Below are 17,703 nucleotides of genomic sequence, written 5' to 3' on the forward strand. Positions count from 1 at the left end.
GTTGAAGAGCGCCTGCTCGATCCAGAAGGGCCGCATGGCTGGGCAGGCCCTAGGCCGCGACGCGCCGATGCTCGGCGGCGCAGATTTCCAGGTGGYGGACGAAATGCGCGAGAGCGGGCATGTCGGCATCGGCCGATTTCGCGCGGTCGTCCCAGCGCCGCAGCTCGACCGCATCGCCGGCAAAGGGCAAGGCCTCGAAGGCCGCCGCCTGCGCCTCGCTGAAGACGCCGCCCTGCAGCGCCAGGCTGCGCTTCGAGTCGGGCGACAGCGCCTCGAGATAGCCTGGCTCGCGCGCGCACAGGAAGCGCTTGGCATCCACGTGCAGCCGGATCGGCTCCAGCGTCGCCGGGCCGAACAGGGCACGCAGGAAAGGCAGGCAGCGGTACTGGTGCAGGTCGTCCAGGCCCTGTTGCGTCGGCGTGCCGCCGAAATCGTGCAGCAGATGACCCAGGTCGTGCAGCAGGGACGCCGTGATCAGCGCGCTGCCGGCACCGGCCTGCTCGGCCAGGTGGGCAGACTGCAGCGCATGCTCGAGCTGCGTCACGGGCTCGCCGTCGTACTGGGCATCGCCCTTCGATTCGAACAGGCCGACGATGTCGGAAATGGTGAGGCTCATGGTTACCAGGGGAGCGAATAGGTCTTGCTGTTGGTGAAGCTCTTCATCGCCTCGAGCACGCCTTCCTTGTAGCCCAGGCCCGAGTCCTTGATGCCGCCGAAGGGCGTGAGTTCGAGCCGGTAGCCCGGCACCTCGCGCACATTGACGGAGCCGACGTTGAGTTCGCGGATGAAGCGCGTGATGTAGTCGAGGCGGTTGGTGCACAACGACGACGACAGCCCGTAGGCCGTGCCGTTCGAGATCCGGATCGCCTCCTCGATGCTGCCGAAGCGGATGACCGGCGACACCGGGCCGAACGTCTCGTGCTTGGCCACCGTCATCTCCGGGTCGACGTGGTCGAGGACGGTCGGCGCATACAGGGCACCCCGGCGCACATGGCCGCAGAGCAGCTTGGCGCCGGCCGCGATCGCCTCGTTGACGACCGCCTCGAAATGGATCGCGGCGGCCTCGTCGATCACGGTGCCCATGTCGGTGTCCGGGTCCATCGGATCGCCGTATTTGAGCGCCTCGGTCTTGCGCACCAGCAGCTCGACGAAACGGTCGGCCACGGCTTCGTGCACCAGCATCCGCTTGACGGCCGTGCAGCGCTGGCCCGAGTTCTTGTAGGAGCCGCTGGCCGCGAGCGTGGCGGCCTCCTCGATGTCCGCGTCTTCCATCACGATGATCGGGTCGTTGCCGCCGAGCTCGAGGATCTGCCGCTTGTAGACGGCCTTGCCGGCGATGTACTTGCCGATTGCCACGCCGCCGGTGAAGGTCACCAGGTCCACGTCCGGATGGGTCAGCATCTCGTCGGCGATCTCGCGCGGGTCGCCGGTGATCACCGACAGCATCTGCGGCGGCAGCCCCGCCTCGTAGAGGATGTCGGCCAGGATGAAGGCGGTGAGCGGCGTCTTCTCGCTGGGCTTGAGCACGATGCGATTGTTGGTCGCGACGGCCGGCGCCACCTTGTGGATCACCTGGTTCAACGGATGGTTGAAGGGCGTGATGGCGGTGATGACGCCCAGCAGCGGCTCGCGCAGCGTATAGACCTTGCGGCTCTTGCCATGGTGCGTGAGGTCGCAGGAGAACACCTGGCCGTCGTCGACCAGTGCCTGGTTGGCGGCGAACAGCAGCACGTCGGAAGCGCGGCCCACTTCGTACAGCGAGTCCTTGCGGCACAGGCCGGATTCGAGCGTGATCGTGCGCGAGATCTCGTCGAGGCGCGAGGCGATGATCTCGCCGGCGCGCATCAGGATCTTGTAGCGCTCGTAGCGCGTCAGCGTCGGCTTGTAGTCGCGCGCGATGCGGTAGGCGCGGCGCACGTCTTCCAGCGTCGCCTTGGGTACGGTGGCGATCACCTCGCCGGTGTAGGGATAGCGGACCTCGATGACCTCGTCGCGATAGACGCGTTCGCCGGCGATGCGCAACGCTTCGCAATGGATGTCGGCTGGCTTCGGCATGGGCTGGCTCATGGTGGTGGATCCGGACGATTTACTGGACGTGGTTCAGGGCCAGGTCGAGGGCGTCGAAGTTGCGCAGCCGGCGGCTGCCGGAGATGCCTTCGACCGGACGGTTGCAGATCAGCGGCACGCGCTGCTCGGACACGCCGCCGTGCGAACGCAGCGGCACTTCCAGCGCGGAAAGATCGTGCCGGCTGGCGGACGTGCCGATCACCGTGCTGCGCTCGCTGACGACCACGATGTCGCCGATGCGGTCGGGCGGCAGCTCGAAGCGCTTCGCGGCCTCGGCGCGCGACAGCACGGACTCCATGCCGGGAACCTCCCGGATGCGCAGGATCCATTGCGCCGCGGTCGCCTCGTCGGGCGCATAGACGGTGGCGAAGGAGCCGAGGGCGCCGTGGTGGACCACGTAGGGGTCGGTGATGGGCAGGATGACCCGCGCCTTGCCGGCCCCGTACCAGTCGTCCAGCACGTCCTGCAGGTAGATCACGTTGGGCTTGCCGTCCGTGTCGTGCTTGTCGTTCATGCCATGGTCGGCCGTCAGCACGATGGTGGCGCCGAGTTCGTCGAGCTGCGCCAGGTAGCGGTCCATCATGGCGTAGAAGGCATTGGCGGCCGGGCTGCCCGGCGCGGCCTTGTGCTGCACGTAGTCGGTGGTCGACAGGTACATCAGGTCGGGACGGCGCGTCTCCATCAGCTTGACGCCGGCGGCAAAGACGAACTCGGACAGCTCCGCGCTGTAGACCGACGGCACCGGCAGGCGCACCAGGCCGAGCACGTCCTCGATGCCGTTCTCGGCCAGCGTCACCTGGTCGGCCTTCTCGGAAGAAAAGCAGATCCCTTCCATGCGGTTGCCGAGCAGCTTGCGCAGCTTGTCCTTGGCGGTCACCACGGCCACCTTGGCGCCCGCATCCGCGAACGCGGCCAGCACGGTGCCGGCGCGCAGGTACTTGGGGTCGTTCATCATGACTTCCTCGCCGATCTCGCGGTCGAAGAAGTAGTTGCCGCAGATGCCATGGACCGCCGGCGGCGCGCCCGTGACGATCGACAGGTTGTTCGGGTTGGTGAACGAGGGCACCACGCAATCGGCCAGCAGGTTGGCGCCGGACTTCATGATGCGCCCGAGGTAGGGCGCCACGCCGGCGGCCACCGCGGCGTCGAGGTAGGCGGGCTCGCAGCCGTCGACGCAGACCACCACCACGGGGCGGCTCATCCAGCGGTAGTTCCTGGCATTGACTTCGATCGTCTCCGGTGTCATTTCAAGCTTCCTTGGTGGGTGAGTGAGTCATGGACGGGGGCTGGGCGATGTCGAGGCGGCCGAAGGCCTTGTGCATGCGGGCGCGGCTTCCGGCCACGTGCTTGCGCATCACGCGACCGGCCTGCTCGGCATCGCCGGAAGCGATGGCCTCGACGATCTCGCGGTGCTCGTCGACCGACACGCGCAGCCCGCCGCCGCCGTCGAGCGCGCGCATGCGGAACAGGGACAGCTCCTTGATCAGGCGCTTGTAGGTCTCGGTCAGCTTCTGGCTGCCCGCGGTGTCGAGCAGGATTTCATGGAACTGCAGGTTGAGCTGCGCGTACTGCTCCAGGTCCGAGGCCTGTGCGGCCGACTTCATCGGCTCCAGCATGGCCTTGAGACGAGCGAGCGCATCCGGCGCGATGGCGCGCGTGACGCGCCGGCCGATGATTTCCTCCAGCGCCTCGCGCAGTTCGTAGATCTCGTCGGCTTCCTCGAACGCGATCTCGCGCACGAAGACGCCGCGGTTTTTCTCGTTGCGAACCAGGCCGGCCTCTTCCAGCGCACGCAAGGCCTCGCGGACCGGGCCCCGGCTGGTATTGAAGCGCAGCGACAGCTCGCTTTCATTGATGCGGCTGCCGACGGCCAGCTCGCCCGTCATGATGAGCCGTTCGATTTCTTCCTGCACCAGCATCGGAAGCGAGCTGGACTGCAGGAAAGCCAGCGCCGCGGTCGATTTGTTCGTTTGCATGGGGTGTATTCTTGGCCCCAGATTGCCAACTGTCAACAATTTTTTATTGACAGTCATCAATCGACGTTCTACATTGGATTCACCGACGCACGGCAACGAGCTCGGGCGTGACAAGCCAATCCCCCTACAGGAGTGAACGATGAACGCAAGAAAAAGCACGAGCCGCCTCGCCATGGCGCTGTGCGCCGTGGTGCTGGGCGTCGCCGCCGGCGCCGCGCTGGCACAGCAAAAAACCTCCCTGCTGGTCTACACCGCGCTCGAAACCGATGCGATGAAGCTCTACAAGGACGGCTTCGAGAAAGCCAATCCGGACATCGAGATCAAGTGGGTCCGCGACTCCACCGGCATCGTGACCGCCAAGCTGCTGGCCGAGAAGGCCAATCCCCAGGCCGACGTGGTGGCCGGCGTCGCCGCCAGCAGCCTGGCCCTGCTGGAGCAGGAAGGCATGCTCCTGGCCTACGAGCCGAAGGGCTTCAAGGAACTGTCGCCCGAATACTCGGACAGCAAGCGGCCGCCCGCCTGGGTCGGCATGGACGTCTGGGCGGCCACGGTCTGCTTCAACACGGTCGAGGCAAAGAAGCGCGGCCTGCCCAAGCCGGAGAGCTGGAAGGACCTGACCAAGCCCATCTACAAGGGTGCGATCGTGATGCCGCATCCGGCCTCCAGCGGCACCGGCTACCTCGACGTGGCCGCGTGGCTGCAGATGTRGGGCGAAGCCGACGGATGGAAGTACATGGACGCGCTGCACGAGAACATCGCGCAGTACGTGCACTCCGGCTCCAAGCCCTGCAAGCAGGCCGGCGCCGGCGAGTTTCCGATCGGCATCTCCTTCGAGTTCCGGGCCCACCAGGTCATGAAGTCGGGCGCGCCGGTCGAGCTGGTCTTTCCGAAGGAAGGACTGGGCTGGGACATCGAGGCCACCGGCCTCATGAAGACCAGCAAGAAGATGGAGCAGGCCAAGCGCCTTGCCGACTGGATGGCCAGCAAGGAGGCCAACCAGATCACCGCCAACTGGTGGGCCGTGGTCGCCTATCCGGGGGTGGCCAAGAAGCTCGAAGGCATTCCCGAGAACTACGAAAAGCTGCTGGCCAAGAACGACATCAACTGGGCGGCGAAGAATCGTGAACGCATCCTGGCCGAGTGGAGCAAGCGCTACGAAGGCAAGGCGGAAGCCAAGTCTAACTAGGCTCGCCCCCAGGTTGGCTCACTTCGTGTAGCCGCCCACCCCCTACCGGGGGCAACACCAGCGGCCCGGCAAAGCCGGTTCCGCGGTGGCATTGTTGCTCGCCCCCAGGTTGGCTCACTTCGTGTAGCCGCCCACCCCCTACCGGGGGCAACACCAGCGGCCCGGCAAAGCCGGTTCCGCGGTGTTCCTGGAAGGGGTCCGCGTTTCGTGCGTCTCGGAGTTATCGAAAAATGGATATGACCGCCGCCAAGTTCATCGCAGACGAACTGCAAGCCACCGCCGCGCTGGAAGTCGTCGGAATCCGCAAGGACTTCGAATCCTTCAGCGCCCTGCGCGACGTGCATCTGCGCGTGAAGCCGGGCGAGATGCTGTGCTTTCTCGGCCCCTCCGGCTGCGGAAAGACCACCTTGCTGCGCATCATCGCCGGGCTGGAGACGCAGACCTCGGGACAGATCCTGCAGAACGGGCGGGATGTCTCCTGGCTGCCGCCCGACAAGCGCGACTACGGCATCGTGTTCCAGTCCTACGCCCTCTTCCCCAACCTGACCATCGCCGACAACGTGGGCTACGGCCTGGTCAACGGCAAGGCCAGGAAGGCAGAGATCAAGGCGCGCGTCGACGAGCTCCTCACGCTGGTGGGCCTGCCGACCTCGGGTGCGAAGTACCCGAGCCAGCTCTCGGGCGGCCAGCAGCAGCGCGTCGCGCTGGCGCGCGCGCTGGCCACGCGGCCGGGCCTGCTGCTGCTGGACGAGCCGCTGTCGGCGCTCGACGCGCTGGAACGGATCCGCCTGCGCGGGGAGATCCGCCGGCTGCAGAAGCAGGTCGGCATCACCACCATCATGGTCACGCACGACCAGGAGGAAGCGCTGTCGATGGCCGATCGCATCGTGGTCATGAACCACGGCGTGATCGAGCAGGTCGGCACGCCGATGGACATCTACGAGCGGCCCGCCACGCCTTTCGTCGCCGATTTCGTCGGCAAGGTCAACGTGCTGCGCGGCCACGCGCTGGGCGGCAATCTCTTCCGCGTCGGCGACATGGAACTGCAGTGCGACGCCTGCGACAGCGGCTTCGTGCCCGGCGACGCCGTGAACCTCTACCTGCGGCCGGAAGACCGCATCGCCGAGCACCTGGGGCCCGACACGCCCAACCGCCTGAGCGCGCTGGTCACCAAGGTCGAATTCCTCGGCGGCCTGTGCATCGCCGAAGTCACGGCCGACGAGTTGCACGGCCAGAGCCTCGGCCTGCACTTCTCGCTCAACCAGTTGCACGACCTCGATATTCGCGAAGGCAACCGCATCGACATCGCGCTGCGCGCGAACCGCATCCGGGCTTTCTGCGAGAGGAAGGGAAAGGCATGAACACGCTGGCACGCGTTCATCCGGCGGCCGCCGCCCGGCCTCGCCGCGCCGGCCTGCGCTGGAGCCGCGACGAGCTGATCGCCCGCGCCGTGCTGCTCGCCGTGATGGCGATGCTGTTCGTCTTCCTGATCGCGCCGCTGTTCTCGATCCTGGTCAACGCCGTGCTGGGCAAGGACGGCCGCTTCGTCGGCCTGGCCCACTTCATCACCTACTTCCAGACGCCGAGCCTGATGCGCGCGGCCTGGAACTCGATCTGGGTGTCGACGGTGGTGGTGCTGATCTCGGTGCCCGCGGCCTTCGTCTGCGCCTACGCCCTGACGCGCACCTGCCTGCCCACGCCCTTCAAGGCCACCTTCCGGCTGATCGCGCTGATCCCCTTGCTGGCGCCCTCGCTGCTCTCGGCGATCTCTTTCGTGCAATGGTTCGGCAACCAGGGCGCGCTCAAGTTCCTGCTCGGCGGCGCCTCGATCTATGGCGCGCCGGGGATCATCCTGGCCGAGGTCTACAACACCTTCCCGCACGCGCTGATGATCCTCGTCACCGCGCTCTCGCTGGCCGACGGGCGGCTCTATGAAGCGGCGACGGCGCTGCGCACGCCCGGCTGGCGGCAGTTCACGACGATCACCCTGCCCTCCTGCAAGTACGGACTGATCAGCGCCGCCACCGTGGTGTTCACCTACGTCATCAGCGACTTCGGTGCGCCGAAGGTGATCGGCGGCAACTTCAACGTGCTGTCGGTGGACGTGTTCAAGCAGGTGGTCGGCCAGCACAACTTCTCGATGGGTGCGGTGGTCGGCCTGCTGCTGCTGGTGCCATCCATTCTCTCGTTCGCCATCGACTACACGGTGCGGCGCAAGCTGAAGGCGCAGCTGACGGCGCGCTCGGTGCCGTTCAGCCCCAAGCCGCGCCGCCTGGCCGATTCGCTGCTGGCACTGTTCTGCGTGGGGGTCTGCACGCTGCTGCTGGCCACGATCGGCATGGCGGTCTACACCTCGCTGATCACGCTCTGGCCCTACAACCTGTCGTTCACGCTCAAGCACTATCACTTCGCGCTGGTCGACAGTGACATGGCGGCGGCCTACACGAACAGCCTCATCCTCGCGATCTCCACCGCGATCGGCGGCTCGCTGATCGTCTTCGTGGGCGCCTACCTGATCGAGAAGACGCGCAACCTCGGCCTGATGCGGCGCGCGATGCACCTGATGGCGGTGCTGTCGATGGCGGTGCCCGGCCTGGTGCTGGGCCTGGGCTACGTGATGTTCTTCAACCACCCGGCCAACCCGCTCAACTTCCTCTACCAGACGATGGCGATCCTGATCATGTCGACGATCGTCCACTACTACACCTCGAGCCACCTGACCGCCGTCACCGCGCTCAAGCAGATCGACAACGAATTCGAAGCCGTGTCCGCCTCGCTCAAGGTGCCCTTCTTCAAGACCTTCCTGCGCGTCACGGTGCCGGTCTGCCTGCCCGCCATCCTGGACATCGGCCGCTACTACTTCGTCGTCTCGATGGCCAGCCTGTCCTGCGCGATCTTCCTGTATTCGCCCGAAACCATCCTGGCGTCGGTCGCGATCATGCATCTGGACGAAGCCGGCGACATCGGTCCGGCCGCGGCGCTCGCCAGCCTGATCGTCATCACCTCGGCTGTCGTCTGCGTGGCCTATGCGCTGCTCACGCGCGTGATGCTCGCCCGCACCCAGGCCTGGCGCAACCTGCGACGCGCCTGACCCCCTCGCCTTCATCCGGACCTTCCCTCACCTGGAGACACCATGAGCCAAGCCTCTCACCCGATCCTTCTCACCCCCGGCCCGCTGACCACCTCCGACCGGACCCGGGCCGCCATGCTGCGCGACTGGGGATCGTGGGATTCCGATTTCAACCAGATCACCGCGCGCATCCGCCAGCAGGTGCTGCGCATCGTTCGCGGCGAGGGCACGCACGAATGCGTTCCGCTGCAGGGCAGCGGCACCTTCTCGGTCGAGGCGGCGATCGGCACCCTGGTGCCGCGCAACGGCCATGTGCTGGTGCCGAACAACGGCGCCTATTGCCAGCGTATCGCCCGCATCTGCAAGGTGCTGGGCCGCAAGCTGACGACCATCGACTACACCGAGGACAAGCAGGTGCTGGCCGCCGACGTCGACCGCGCGCTGGCGGCGGACCCGACGATCACCCACGTCGCGCTGGTCCACTGCGAGACCGGCACCGGCGTTCTCAATCCGCTGCACGAGGTCGCGCTGGTGGTGGCCAGGCATGGCCGCGGACTGATCGTCGACGCGATGAGCTCCTTCGGCGCGCTCGACATCGATGCGCGCAAGACGCCCTTCGATGCCGTCATCGCGGCCTCCGGCAAGTGCCTGGAAGGCGTGCCCGGCATGGGCTTCGTGATCGTCAGGCGCAGCATCCTCGAGAAGTGCGAAGGCAACTGCCATTCGCTCGCGATGGACCTGTACGACCAATGGGTCTACATGGAGAAGACGACGCAGTGGCGCTTCACGCCCCCGACCCACGTGGTGGCCGYGCTCGACGAGGCCATCGCGCAGTACGTCGAGGAAGGCGGCCTCGAGGCGCGCGGCGGCCGCTACGCGCGCAATTGCAAGGCCCTGATCGCGGGGCTTGCGGCGCAGGGTTTCCGCAGCTACCTCGACCCGGCATTGCAGGCGCCGATCATCGTCACCTTCCACGCGCCGGACGATCCGAAGTACGACTTCAAGACCTTCTACCAGGAGGTGAAGAAGCGCGGCTACATCCTCTACCCGGGCAAGCTCACGCAGGTGGAAACCTTCCGCGTCGGCTGCATGGGCCACTTCGGCGAGGCCGGCATTCCGGGCGCGGTCGCGGCGATTGCGGACACGCTCGAGGCCATGGGCATCCGGCAGGTGTCGGCGCCCGCCCTCGCTTGAACCGACGCCGGCCTGAGGCGGGGCCGGCGATTCGCCGGACGCCCAGGCCGGTTGCGGTTCAGGCCGGAACGCCGGCCGGCCGGCTTGCGCTCCGCGGGCCCGACACCGCCGGCTGGTAGCGATCGATGGCCAGCCCGTCGGTGCGGATGTCGGGCCGCCGGCCCATGACCTCGTCGGCCACCAGCTTGCCCGAGCCGCAGGCCATGGTCCAGCCGAGGGTGCCGTGGCCGGTATTGAGGAACAGGTTGCCGTAGCGCGTCGGGCCGACGATCGGCGTGCTGTCGGGCGTCATCGGCCTGAGGCCGGTCCAGAAGGTGGCACGCGGCAGGTCGCCACAGGGGAACAGGTCGGTGATGACGCGCTCCAGGGTCTCGCGCCGGCGCGGGTTGAGGCGCAGGTCGAAGCCGCCGAGCTCGGCCATGCCGCCGACCCGGATGCGATCGTCGAAGCGCGTGACCGCCACCTTGTAGGTCTCGTCGAGCACCGTGGACTGCGGCGCCAGCGAGGCGTCGACCAGCGGCACGGTCAGCGAATAGCCCTTGACCGGATACACCGGAATGTCCAGTCCCAATGGCGCGAGGAAGTCGCGCGAATAGCTGCCGAAGGCCAGCACATAGCGGTCGGCGGTGAGCACCTCGTTCGCGGCGCCGCCCAGGCGCACGCCGGTGATGCGGCCGCCGTCGGTGACCAGGCCGTCCACCGACTGATGGAAGCGGAAATCGACGCCGAGCCCGCGCGCGATCGCGGCCAGGCCCTGGGTGAACAGGTTGCAGTCGCCGGTTTCGTCGTTGGGCAGGTGCAGGCCGCCGGCCAGCAGATCGCCGGTGCGGGCCAGGGCCGGTTCCACCGTGGCAAGCCGGCTGCGGTCGAGCAGGGTGTAGGGCACGCCGCACTCCTCGAGCACGGCCAGGTCGCGCTGCACGGCGTCGAGCTGGGCCTGGCTGCGGAACAGCTGCAGCGTGCCTTGCGTGCGCTGCTCGTAGTGGATGCCGGTCTCGGCGCGCAGTTCGCGCAGGCAATCGCGGCTGTACTCGGCCACGCGCATCATGCGTTCCTTGTTGAGCGCGTAGCGTTCGGGCGAGCAGTTCTTCAGCATCTGCGCCATCCAGCGCAGCTGGAACAAGGTGCCGTCGGGCCGGATCGCGAGCGGCGCGTGCTTCTGGAACATCCACTTCAGCGCCTTGAGCGGGATGCCCGGCGCGGCCCACGGCGTGGAATAGCCGGGCGACACCTGGCCTGCGTTGGCAAAGCTGGTTTCCTGCGCCGGGCCGCCCTGGCGATCGATCAAGGTGACCTCGGCGCCATTGCGCGCCAGGTAGTACGCGGTCGTCACGCCGATCACGCCGCCGCCCAAAACGATCACTTTCATCGCCAAACTCCCAGAGAACAGGTAAGGAGTCAATGGTATGAATTCAATCCCGATAAACTCCACTGAAATAATGCCTCTCTGCAGTGATTTCAGCTGCCTTCCTGCCTCCAACCGCCCTCCGGGAGTGAAATGACCGAACTCGACCGCACCGACCGGAAAATCCTCGACATCCTGCAGCGCCAGGGCCGCATTTCGATGACCGATCTGGCCGAGCAGATCGGCCTGTCGACCTCGCCCTGCTCCGAGCGCGTACGGCGCATGGAGCGCGAGGGCGTGATCACCGGCTACCACGCGCGCATCGATCCGCAGGCCGTCGGCAAGACCTTGCTGGTGTTCGTCGAGATCACGCTGTCGTCGAAGTCGGGCGACGTCTTCGACCAGGTGCGCGAGGAGCTGCTGCTCGTGCCCGAGGTGATGGAATGCCACCTGGTGTCGGGCGGCTTCGACTACCTCATCAAGGCGCGGCTGCGCGCCATGAGCGACTACCGCGACCTGCTGGGCGGCCTGCTCAAGAAGCTGCCCGTGACCGCCGAATCGCGCAGCTATGTCGTGATGGAAGAGGTCAAGGAAAGCCTCTACCTGCCGATGGACCGCTGAGTCTGCACCTAGAATCCCGCCCCTCGTCCCCGAACCCCGCCTCCATGAACATCGTCGTCAACGAAGACCTGAAATCCTATATCGACCCCCTGACCCCGGAGGAATACGAAGCGCTCGAGCGCAGCATCCTGGCCGAAGGCTGCCGCGATGCCCTCGTGCTGTGGGGCGAGGTGCTGGTGGACGGCCACAACCGCTACGGCATCTGCCAGAAGCACGGCCTGCCGTTCCAGACGGTGCAGAACACGCGCTTCCAGTCCCTGGAGGACGTGCACCTGTGGATGATCGACCAGCACCTGGGCCGGCGCAGCGTCTCGGACTTCCTGCGCGGCGTGCTGGCGCTGCGAAAGAAGGAGATCGTGGCCGGACGGCAAGCCCGCGCATCCGCGGCCCCGTCCGATGCCGCCGACGATCCGCCCTTCGATGCCGATCCGGCACTGCCGCCGCAAGCGCCCCTGAACAGCCGCGAAGCCATCGCCAAGGCGGCGCGCCTGAGCAGCAGCCAGGTGGTGATGATCGAGAAGATCCAGAAGCAGGCGGCGCCCGAGCTGGTGGCCGCGGTCAAGTCCGGCACGATCTCGATCAATGCCGCGGCGGCCGTGGCCAGCCTGCCGGCCGAAGAACAGGTGGCCGCGGCCAACGGCGGCAAGGACGAGCTCAAGCAGGCGGCGAAGCGCGTGCGCGAGGCCAAGCGCCCCACGCGTGCGGAACCGGAAAAAACGCAGACGTCGGAAGAACCGGACGCCGTCGAGCGGCTGACGCAGCGCGTCGCCGAGTTGACGGCCGAGAACGAAGACCTGCGCCGTCAGGTCGCCGCGCTGCACGCGCTGTTGCAGGCCGCGGAGGCCTGAGCCTCAGGGCGGCAGGGACTCGGCTCGGCGCTCCACCGGCCGGCGAAGCCCGGCCCCTTCGTGAAACACCGCGGAACCGGCTTCGCCGGGCCGCTGGTGTTGCCCCCCGGCAGGGGGGTGGGCGGCTACACGAAGTGAGCCAACCTGGGGGGCGAGCCCTATTCAGCGTTCGGGAAAAACAATTGCTCGCCGCCAATCTTGTAGGCCGCGATGGTCGACTGGCCCACGGGAGAGATGATCCAGTCGACGAACTTCTGCGCGCCCGCGCCGTTGAGCTGCGGGAACTTCGCCGGGCTCACCACCATCACGCCGTACTGGTTGAACAGGCGCTTGTCGCCCTCCACCAGCACCGCGAGATCGGCGCGGTTCTTGAAGCTGAGCCAGGTGCCGCGGTCGGCCAGCACATAGGCGCCGCTCGACGCCGCGATGTTGAGCGCCGGACCCATGCCGCAGCCGCACTCCTTGTAGCCCGTGCCCTTCCTGTCGTTCGCCAGCGGCTGGCCGGCCTTTTCGCCGATGCCGGTCTGCGACCACAGCCGGCGCTCGGCGGCATCGGTGCCGCTCTTGTCGCCGCGCGAGACGAAGGGCGCATTGGAGGCGGCGATCTTCTTCAACGCCGCGGCGATGTCCTTGCCCTTGATGCCGGCCGGATCGCCCTTGGGGCCGACCAGCACGAAGTCGTTGTACATCACCGGGAAACGCCTGGCGGCGAAGCCGTCGGCGACGAACTTCTCCTCGGCCGCCGTGTCGTGCACGAACAGCACGTCGGCATCGCCGCGCTTGGCCATGTCGATCGCCTGGCCGGTGCCGACCGCGACCACCTTGACGTCGATGCCGCTGGCCTGCCTGAAGGCCGGCAGCAGGTGCGAGAACAGGCCCGACTGCTCGGTCGAGGTGGTCGAGGCCATGGTGAGGGTCTCGGCGTGGGCCGACAGCGCGCTCGCCGCGACGACCACCGCGCCCAGCACCGACATCAGGCTTCGGGACAGATTGAACGACTTCATACCAGTTCTCCTTTGACGAACAGACGGGCTTCGGCGGGCAAGGGACCGCCGAAGAAATCCCGGACCGGGAGGTCGGCCAGCACGCGGCCGTGCTCCAGGTAGATGACACGGCTCGCGAGACGCTTGACCTGGCCGAGGTTGTGGCTGGCGAATACCAGCGTGCGGCCCTGCGCGGCCTCGGCGATCAGGGCCTCGACCTCGCGCTTGGCGGTCGGGTCGAGGCTGGCGGTCGGCTCGTCGAGCAGCAGCACGTCCGGGTGCAGCGCCCAGGCCCGCGCGAGCGCCAGGCGCTGCTGCTGGCCGCCCGACAGCGTGCGCGCGTTGCGGCCTTCGAGCTCGGCCAGGCCGACCCGTGCCAGCGCCGCCACGGCCTCGCGCTGCGCCAGGCGCCACGGCACACCGTGCAGCCAGAGCGCCAGCGCGACGTTGTTGCGCACGCTGGCGCGCAGCATGTGCGGCCGCTGGAACAGCATGGCCTGCGCCTTGCGCGGCACCCGGCTCGCGAAGACGCCCGCCGCGTGCGGGACCAGGCCATGCAGCATCCGCAGCAGGCTGCTCTTGCCGCTGCCGTTGGCGCCGATCAGCGCGACCCGCTCGCCGGCATGGATGGTCAGATGGGTGGGCGCCAGCGCCTGCACCTCGCCGAAGCGCACTTCGGCCGCATGGAGACTGAACAGAGGCGTGCCCGCAGCCGGGCCTTTTGCCGTTCGGCTCATGGCGCAACCTCCAGCCGCCGCGCGCCGGCCGCGTCGACCATGCCGCCGTCGACCCGCTCGCGCCAGCCGCGCACCGCCGCGATCGCCAGGTTGAGCACCAGCACCACGGCGAGCAGCACCAGGCCCAACGCCAGCGCCAGGGGCAGGTCGCCCTTGCTGGTTTCGAGCGCGATCGCGGTGGTCATCACGCGCGTGAAGCCGTCGATGTTGCCGCCGACGATCATCACCGCGCCGACTTCCGACACCGCGCGGCCGAAGGCGGCGATCACCACGGTGATCAGCGCATAGCGCTCGTCCGCCACCAGCAGCAGCGAACGCACGAAGTTGCCGGCGCCGAGCGAGCGCAGCTGCTCGCCGTGGGCGCGGTCGGCGTCCTCGATGGTCTGGCGCGTCAGCGCCGTGACCACCGGCAACACGAGGATGGTCTGGGCCAGCACCATCGCCTTGAACGAGAACAGCCAGCCCAGGAAACCCAGCGGACCCGAGCGCGAGAGCAGCAGGTAGATCACCAGGCCCACCACCACCGAGGGCAGCGCCAGCAGCGTGTTGAGCAGCGTCAGCAGCAGGCCGCGCCCCGGAAAACGCGCCACCGCGAGCCAGGCGCCCAGCAGCAGGCCGAAGCCGCAGGCCAGCACGCAGGCCGTCGCACTGACCGCCAGCGAGCGGCCGACGATGGCAAGCAGCAAGGGGTCGGCGGAGACGACCAGGTGCCAGGCGGCAGCGGCGCTGTCGGCGAAGGTGTTCATGCAAGGCGTGGAGCGGGAAGCGGGGAGCGCAGCAGTATGGGCAGGCGTGCGCCGCCAACCTATGCAATCACTTGCATAGGTTGAAGGGCGGCTCTGCATAATCCTCGGTGCTCTCTCTTCTCTTTTCCTCCCTCGTGCAGCAGATCGAACTCTCCTACGCCATCGCACCCCGCCGCCACGGCCGGACGCTGATTCGCAACCCGCTGATGGAGTTGCTGCACGCGGTGCGCGAACACGGATCGATCTCGGCCGCCGCACGGGCCGTGGGCTATTCGTACCGCCACGTCTGGGGCGAGCTCAAGCGCTGGGAACAGACACTGGGGCACCCGCTGGTGACTGGCGACCAGGGCCGCTCGGCCCAGCTCTCCGAGTTCGGCGACAAGCTGCTGTGGGCCGAACGCCAGGCCCAGGCCCGGCTGGCACCCCAGATCGAGGCGCTGCATGCCGACCTCGAACGCGCCTTCGCGCTCGCCTTCGACGACAGCACGCACGTCCTGAGCCTGCACGCCAGCCACGACGATGCACTGGTGCTGCTGCGCGCGCACGCGGCGGCCACCGCCCGGCTGCAACTCGACATCCGCTTCACCGGCAGCGTGGATGCGATCAGCGCGCTGAACCAGGGACGCTGCGTGATGGCGGGTTTCCACACGCTGGAACGGCCGCCGACCGGCTCGCTCGCGCAGCGCACCTACAAGCCGCTGCTCAAGCCCGGACTGCACAAGATCATCGGTTTCGCGCGCCGCACCCAAGGCCTGATCGTCGCGCCCGGCAATCCGCTCGGCTTGCGGAACCTGGCCGACGTCGCCGCCCGCCGCGCTCGCTACGTGAACCGGTCGATCGGCACCGGCACGCGCGTGTTGCTCGATGAGCTGCTGGAGCGCGACGGCCTGACGGCCGACGCCATCGACGGCTATGCCCGGCACGAGCCCTCGCACGCGGCCGCCGCGCATGCGGTGGCCGCCGGCGAGGCCGATGCGGCGCTCGGGATCGAATCGGCGGCGCTCGGCGCGGGCCTGGGCTTCGTGCCGCTGGTGCAGGAGCGCTACCACCTGGCCTGCCTCAAATCGGCGCTCGAACAGCCGGCCATCCAGGCCCTGCTGGTGCTGCTGCGCGGCGCCGCCTGGCAGCACCAGCTCGGCACGCTGCCGGGCTACGAAAGCGCCAGCAGCGGCGAGGTCGAGTCGTTGAGCACGCTGCTGCCGTGGTGGAGCTTCAAGGCGAAAAAGGCCCCCTCGCGCGCCAAGGCGTAGCCCCGGCCCGCGTGCACGCTCAAGCGGGATCGAGCGGGAAGACCGGGCGCCGTACCTTGGAAAACGGAAACAGCCCATAGTCCGAACTCGTCACCCCCGGGCTGTCGCACTCGACCAGCGCGGCGGACAGCGGCTCGAACACCGGTCGGCAGTACATGCGCGACTTGAGCAGCAGGAAGCGCTCGCCGCGCGGATCGAGGCCCGCGCATTCGAAGACACCGATGTCCCAGGGTTCCTGGGTGCGCTCGGTGACGACGATGCGTGCCGCGCCGATGTCGAACAGCACCGTGCGGCCCATGCTGGCGCGCTGGCCGGTGTAGGTGGGACCGGTGATCACGTACTCGCCGTTGCTGATGGTGCGCACCGTGCCTGTCAGCTGCAGCGGCGTCTTCACGAGGCCGATGCCTGCCAGCGACACCTTGTTGCCGAGTGCCACCGTCACCGTCGCGCCCACGCCCGCCGCGATGAGCTCGCTCACGGCCTGCGGATCGCACAGCGGCCCGACGCCGATGCCGTCGAGTCCCTGGGCCAGCGCTTCCTGCAGCACATCCATGGTGTCGCAGCTGCCGCCGGACATGCAGTTGTCGCCATGGTCGAGCAGCAGCACCGGGCGCGTGGCGCCCTGCGCGATCACCTTGGCGCGCGCGATCGATGCCGCCAGGGGTTCACTGCGGTAGACGAAAGCCTCCCGCTCGCTCCACATCTGCGCCGCGATGCGATCGGCCGTGGCCTGGGCGCGCTCGGGCGACTGCGCATCGACCACCACCACGCTCATGCAGGGCGCCTCGATGTCGGACAGCGAGAAGCCCGCGAAGATCGACACCGCGAGCGATTCGGCCTTTTCGGCTTCGCGCGCCGCTTCGATCGCGCGCTGCATCGCGCCGGTGAAGGAGGCGCTGCGCAGCGTGTGCGCCATCAGCGGCAGCGAGTGCCACCGCATCGCGGGTCGGCTCCGACCGGCGAGCAGGTCCAGCAGCAGGCGGCCCGCGTGCTCGCCGGTTTCGTACATGTCGATGTGCGGGTAGGTCTTGAAGCCGACGATCACGTCCGCGTTGCCGACCATCGCCGCCGTCACGTTGGCATGCAGGTCGAGCGCCACGCCGATCGGCACGCCGGGCGCCGCGGCGCGCAGCCGCGCGAGCAGCTCGCCTTCGCCGTCCACGCTGTTCTGCGCCACCATCGCGCCGTGCAGGTCGAGCAGGATCGCATCGCACCCCGGCGCGGCATCGAGGATGCTCTGGCACAAGGTGGTGTAGGCCTGCGCGTCGACCGGCCCGCTGGGATTGGCCGAAGCGGACACCGGCGTGACCAGCGTCGCACCCGCCTGCTCGGCCAGGTCGATGAAGGCCGACATCGCGGTACGCATGCCCTTGTTGTCGCGATAGGCCTGCTCGCCGAAGCTCGGGCCGTCGGGCCCGAAGGCGGCCAGCGGCGTGGGCACGGGCGAGAAGGTGTTGGTCTCGTGATTGAGCCGGGCGATCAGGATTTTCACGATGTCACCACCCCCGCGCTTTGCAGCATCGCCTGCATCAGCACATTGCATCCGGCCTCCAGGTGGTCGGGCTGCGCGTCCTCGATCTCGTTGTGGCTGATGCCGTCGAGACAAGGCACGAAGATCATTGCGGTCGGGCAGACACGCGCCAGGTACACCGCGTCGTGGCCGGCGCCGCTGATCACGTT

General features: G+C 67.9%; 17 protein-coding genes. 7 read left to right on the plus strand and 10 right to left on the minus strand.

Annotated elements, in window-relative coordinates; translation table 11 throughout:
* Window positions 1-49: 49 nt before the first annotated feature.
* The 4 genes from AC1D2K_RS12090 to AC1D2K_RS12105 are packed head-to-tail and all read right to left on the minus strand — an operon-like array spanning window position 50 to window position 4,043.
* A complete protein-coding gene (locus AC1D2K_RS12090) occupies window positions 50-616 on the minus strand; it encodes a phosphonate degradation HD-domain oxygenase (protein ID WP_478089076.1) in 567 nt (188 codons plus the stop codon).
* Between the two features lie 2 nt (window positions 617-618).
* A complete protein-coding gene (gene phnY / locus AC1D2K_RS12095; protein ID WP_478089077.1) occupies window positions 619-2,067 on the minus strand; it encodes a phosphonoacetaldehyde dehydrogenase in 1,449 nt (482 codons plus the stop codon).
* Window positions 2,068-2,086: 19 nt separating this feature from the next.
* Complete coding sequence (gene phnA, locus AC1D2K_RS12100) at window positions 2,087-3,313, minus strand: phosphonoacetate hydrolase (protein ID WP_478089078.1); 1,227 nt, start codon at window positions 3,311-3,313, stop codon at window positions 2,087-2,089.
* A 1-nt stretch (window position 3,314) separates the two neighbouring features.
* Window positions 3,315-4,043 (minus strand): phosphonate utilization associated transcriptional regulator, encoded by a 729-nt coding sequence (locus AC1D2K_RS12105; RefSeq protein WP_478089079.1) that lies wholly within the window; start codon window positions 4,041-4,043, stop codon window positions 3,315-3,317.
* Between the two features lie 139 nt (window positions 4,044-4,182).
* Here AC1D2K_RS12105 and AC1D2K_RS12110 point away from each other — a divergent pair, with 139 nt between their 5' ends.
* From AC1D2K_RS12110 to AC1D2K_RS12125, 4 genes are all read left to right on the plus strand, one after another.
* Entirely contained in the window at window positions 4,183-5,229 is a 1,047-nt protein-coding gene (locus AC1D2K_RS12110; RefSeq protein ID WP_478089080.1) for a putative 2-aminoethylphosphonate ABC transporter substrate-binding protein, read from the plus strand.
* A 230-nt stretch (window positions 5,230-5,459) separates the two neighbouring features.
* On the plus strand, window positions 5,460-6,590 hold the full coding sequence (locus AC1D2K_RS12115; RefSeq protein ID WP_478089081.1) for a putative 2-aminoethylphosphonate ABC transporter ATP-binding protein: 1,131 nt from the start codon (window positions 5,460-5,462) through the stop codon (window positions 6,588-6,590).
* Entirely contained in the window at window positions 6,587-8,320 is a 1,734-nt protein-coding gene (locus AC1D2K_RS12120; RefSeq protein ID WP_478089082.1) for a putative 2-aminoethylphosphonate ABC transporter permease subunit, read from the plus strand. The genes AC1D2K_RS12115 and AC1D2K_RS12120 overlap by 4 nt, the downstream gene beginning before the upstream one ends.
* 42 nt (window positions 8,321-8,362) lie before the next feature.
* A complete protein-coding gene (locus AC1D2K_RS12125) occupies window positions 8,363-9,493 on the plus strand; it encodes a 2-aminoethylphosphonate--pyruvate transaminase (protein WP_478089083.1) in 1,131 nt (376 codons plus the stop codon).
* Window positions 9,494-9,551: 58 nt separating this feature from the next.
* Here the strand turns inward: AC1D2K_RS12125 and AC1D2K_RS12130 are convergent, their stop codons facing one another.
* Window positions 9,552-10,862 carry a D-amino acid dehydrogenase gene (locus tag AC1D2K_RS12130; RefSeq protein WP_478089084.1) on the minus strand — a complete coding sequence of 437 codons (1,311 nt, stop codon included), beginning with the start codon at window positions 10,860-10,862 and terminating at the stop codon, window positions 9,552-9,554.
* A 129-nt stretch (window positions 10,863-10,991) separates the two neighbouring features.
* Between AC1D2K_RS12130 and AC1D2K_RS12135 the strand changes: the two genes are divergently transcribed.
* A complete protein-coding gene (locus AC1D2K_RS12135) occupies window positions 10,992-11,459 on the plus strand; it encodes a winged helix-turn-helix transcriptional regulator (protein ID WP_478089085.1) in 468 nt (155 codons plus the stop codon).
* A 44-nt stretch (window positions 11,460-11,503) separates the two neighbouring features.
* Entirely contained in the window at window positions 11,504-12,307 is an 804-nt protein-coding gene (locus AC1D2K_RS12140) for a ParB N-terminal domain-containing protein (protein WP_478089086.1), read from the plus strand.
* A gap of 158 nt (window positions 12,308-12,465) precedes the next feature.
* Here AC1D2K_RS12140 and AC1D2K_RS12145 read toward each other — a convergent pair whose 3' ends face one another.
* From AC1D2K_RS12145 to AC1D2K_RS12155, 3 genes are read right to left on the minus strand one after another with little or no spacing between them, the layout of a single operon-like run.
* On the minus strand, window positions 12,466-13,311 hold the full coding sequence (locus tag AC1D2K_RS12145; protein WP_478089087.1) for an ABC transporter substrate-binding protein: 846 nt from the start codon (window positions 13,309-13,311) through the stop codon (window positions 12,466-12,468).
* Window positions 13,308-14,027 (minus strand): ABC transporter ATP-binding protein, encoded by a 720-nt coding sequence (locus tag AC1D2K_RS12150; protein ID WP_478089088.1) that lies wholly within the window; start codon window positions 14,025-14,027, stop codon window positions 13,308-13,310. Before AC1D2K_RS12150 ends, AC1D2K_RS12145 begins: the two co-directional genes overlap by 4 nt.
* Entirely contained in the window at window positions 14,024-14,773 is a 750-nt protein-coding gene (locus AC1D2K_RS12155) for an ABC transporter permease (RefSeq protein WP_478089089.1), read from the minus strand. Before AC1D2K_RS12155 ends, AC1D2K_RS12150 begins: the two co-directional genes overlap by 4 nt.
* A gap of 134 nt (window positions 14,774-14,907) precedes the next feature.
* On the opposite strand from AC1D2K_RS12155, the gene AC1D2K_RS12160 reads away from it, so the two are divergent.
* Window positions 14,908-16,023 (plus strand): substrate-binding domain-containing protein, encoded by a 1,116-nt coding sequence (locus tag AC1D2K_RS12160; protein ID WP_478089092.1) that lies wholly within the window; start codon window positions 14,908-14,910, stop codon window positions 16,021-16,023.
* A 19-nt stretch (window positions 16,024-16,042) separates the two neighbouring features.
* On the opposite strand, the gene AC1D2K_RS12165 is transcribed toward AC1D2K_RS12160, so the two are convergent.
* Window positions 16,043-17,515, minus strand: coding sequence for a M81 family metallopeptidase (locus AC1D2K_RS12165; protein WP_478089090.1), 1,473 nt, complete (start codon window positions 17,513-17,515; stop codon window positions 16,043-16,045).
* Window positions 17,512-17,703 (minus strand): M20/M25/M40 family metallo-hydrolase (locus tag AC1D2K_RS12170; RefSeq protein WP_478089091.1); only part of this gene is annotated, 192 nt, incomplete at its 5' end. The genes AC1D2K_RS12165 and AC1D2K_RS12170, both read right to left, overlap by 4 nt.

Source organism: Variovorax sp. P1_H12_2 (genome assembly GCF_056405335.1).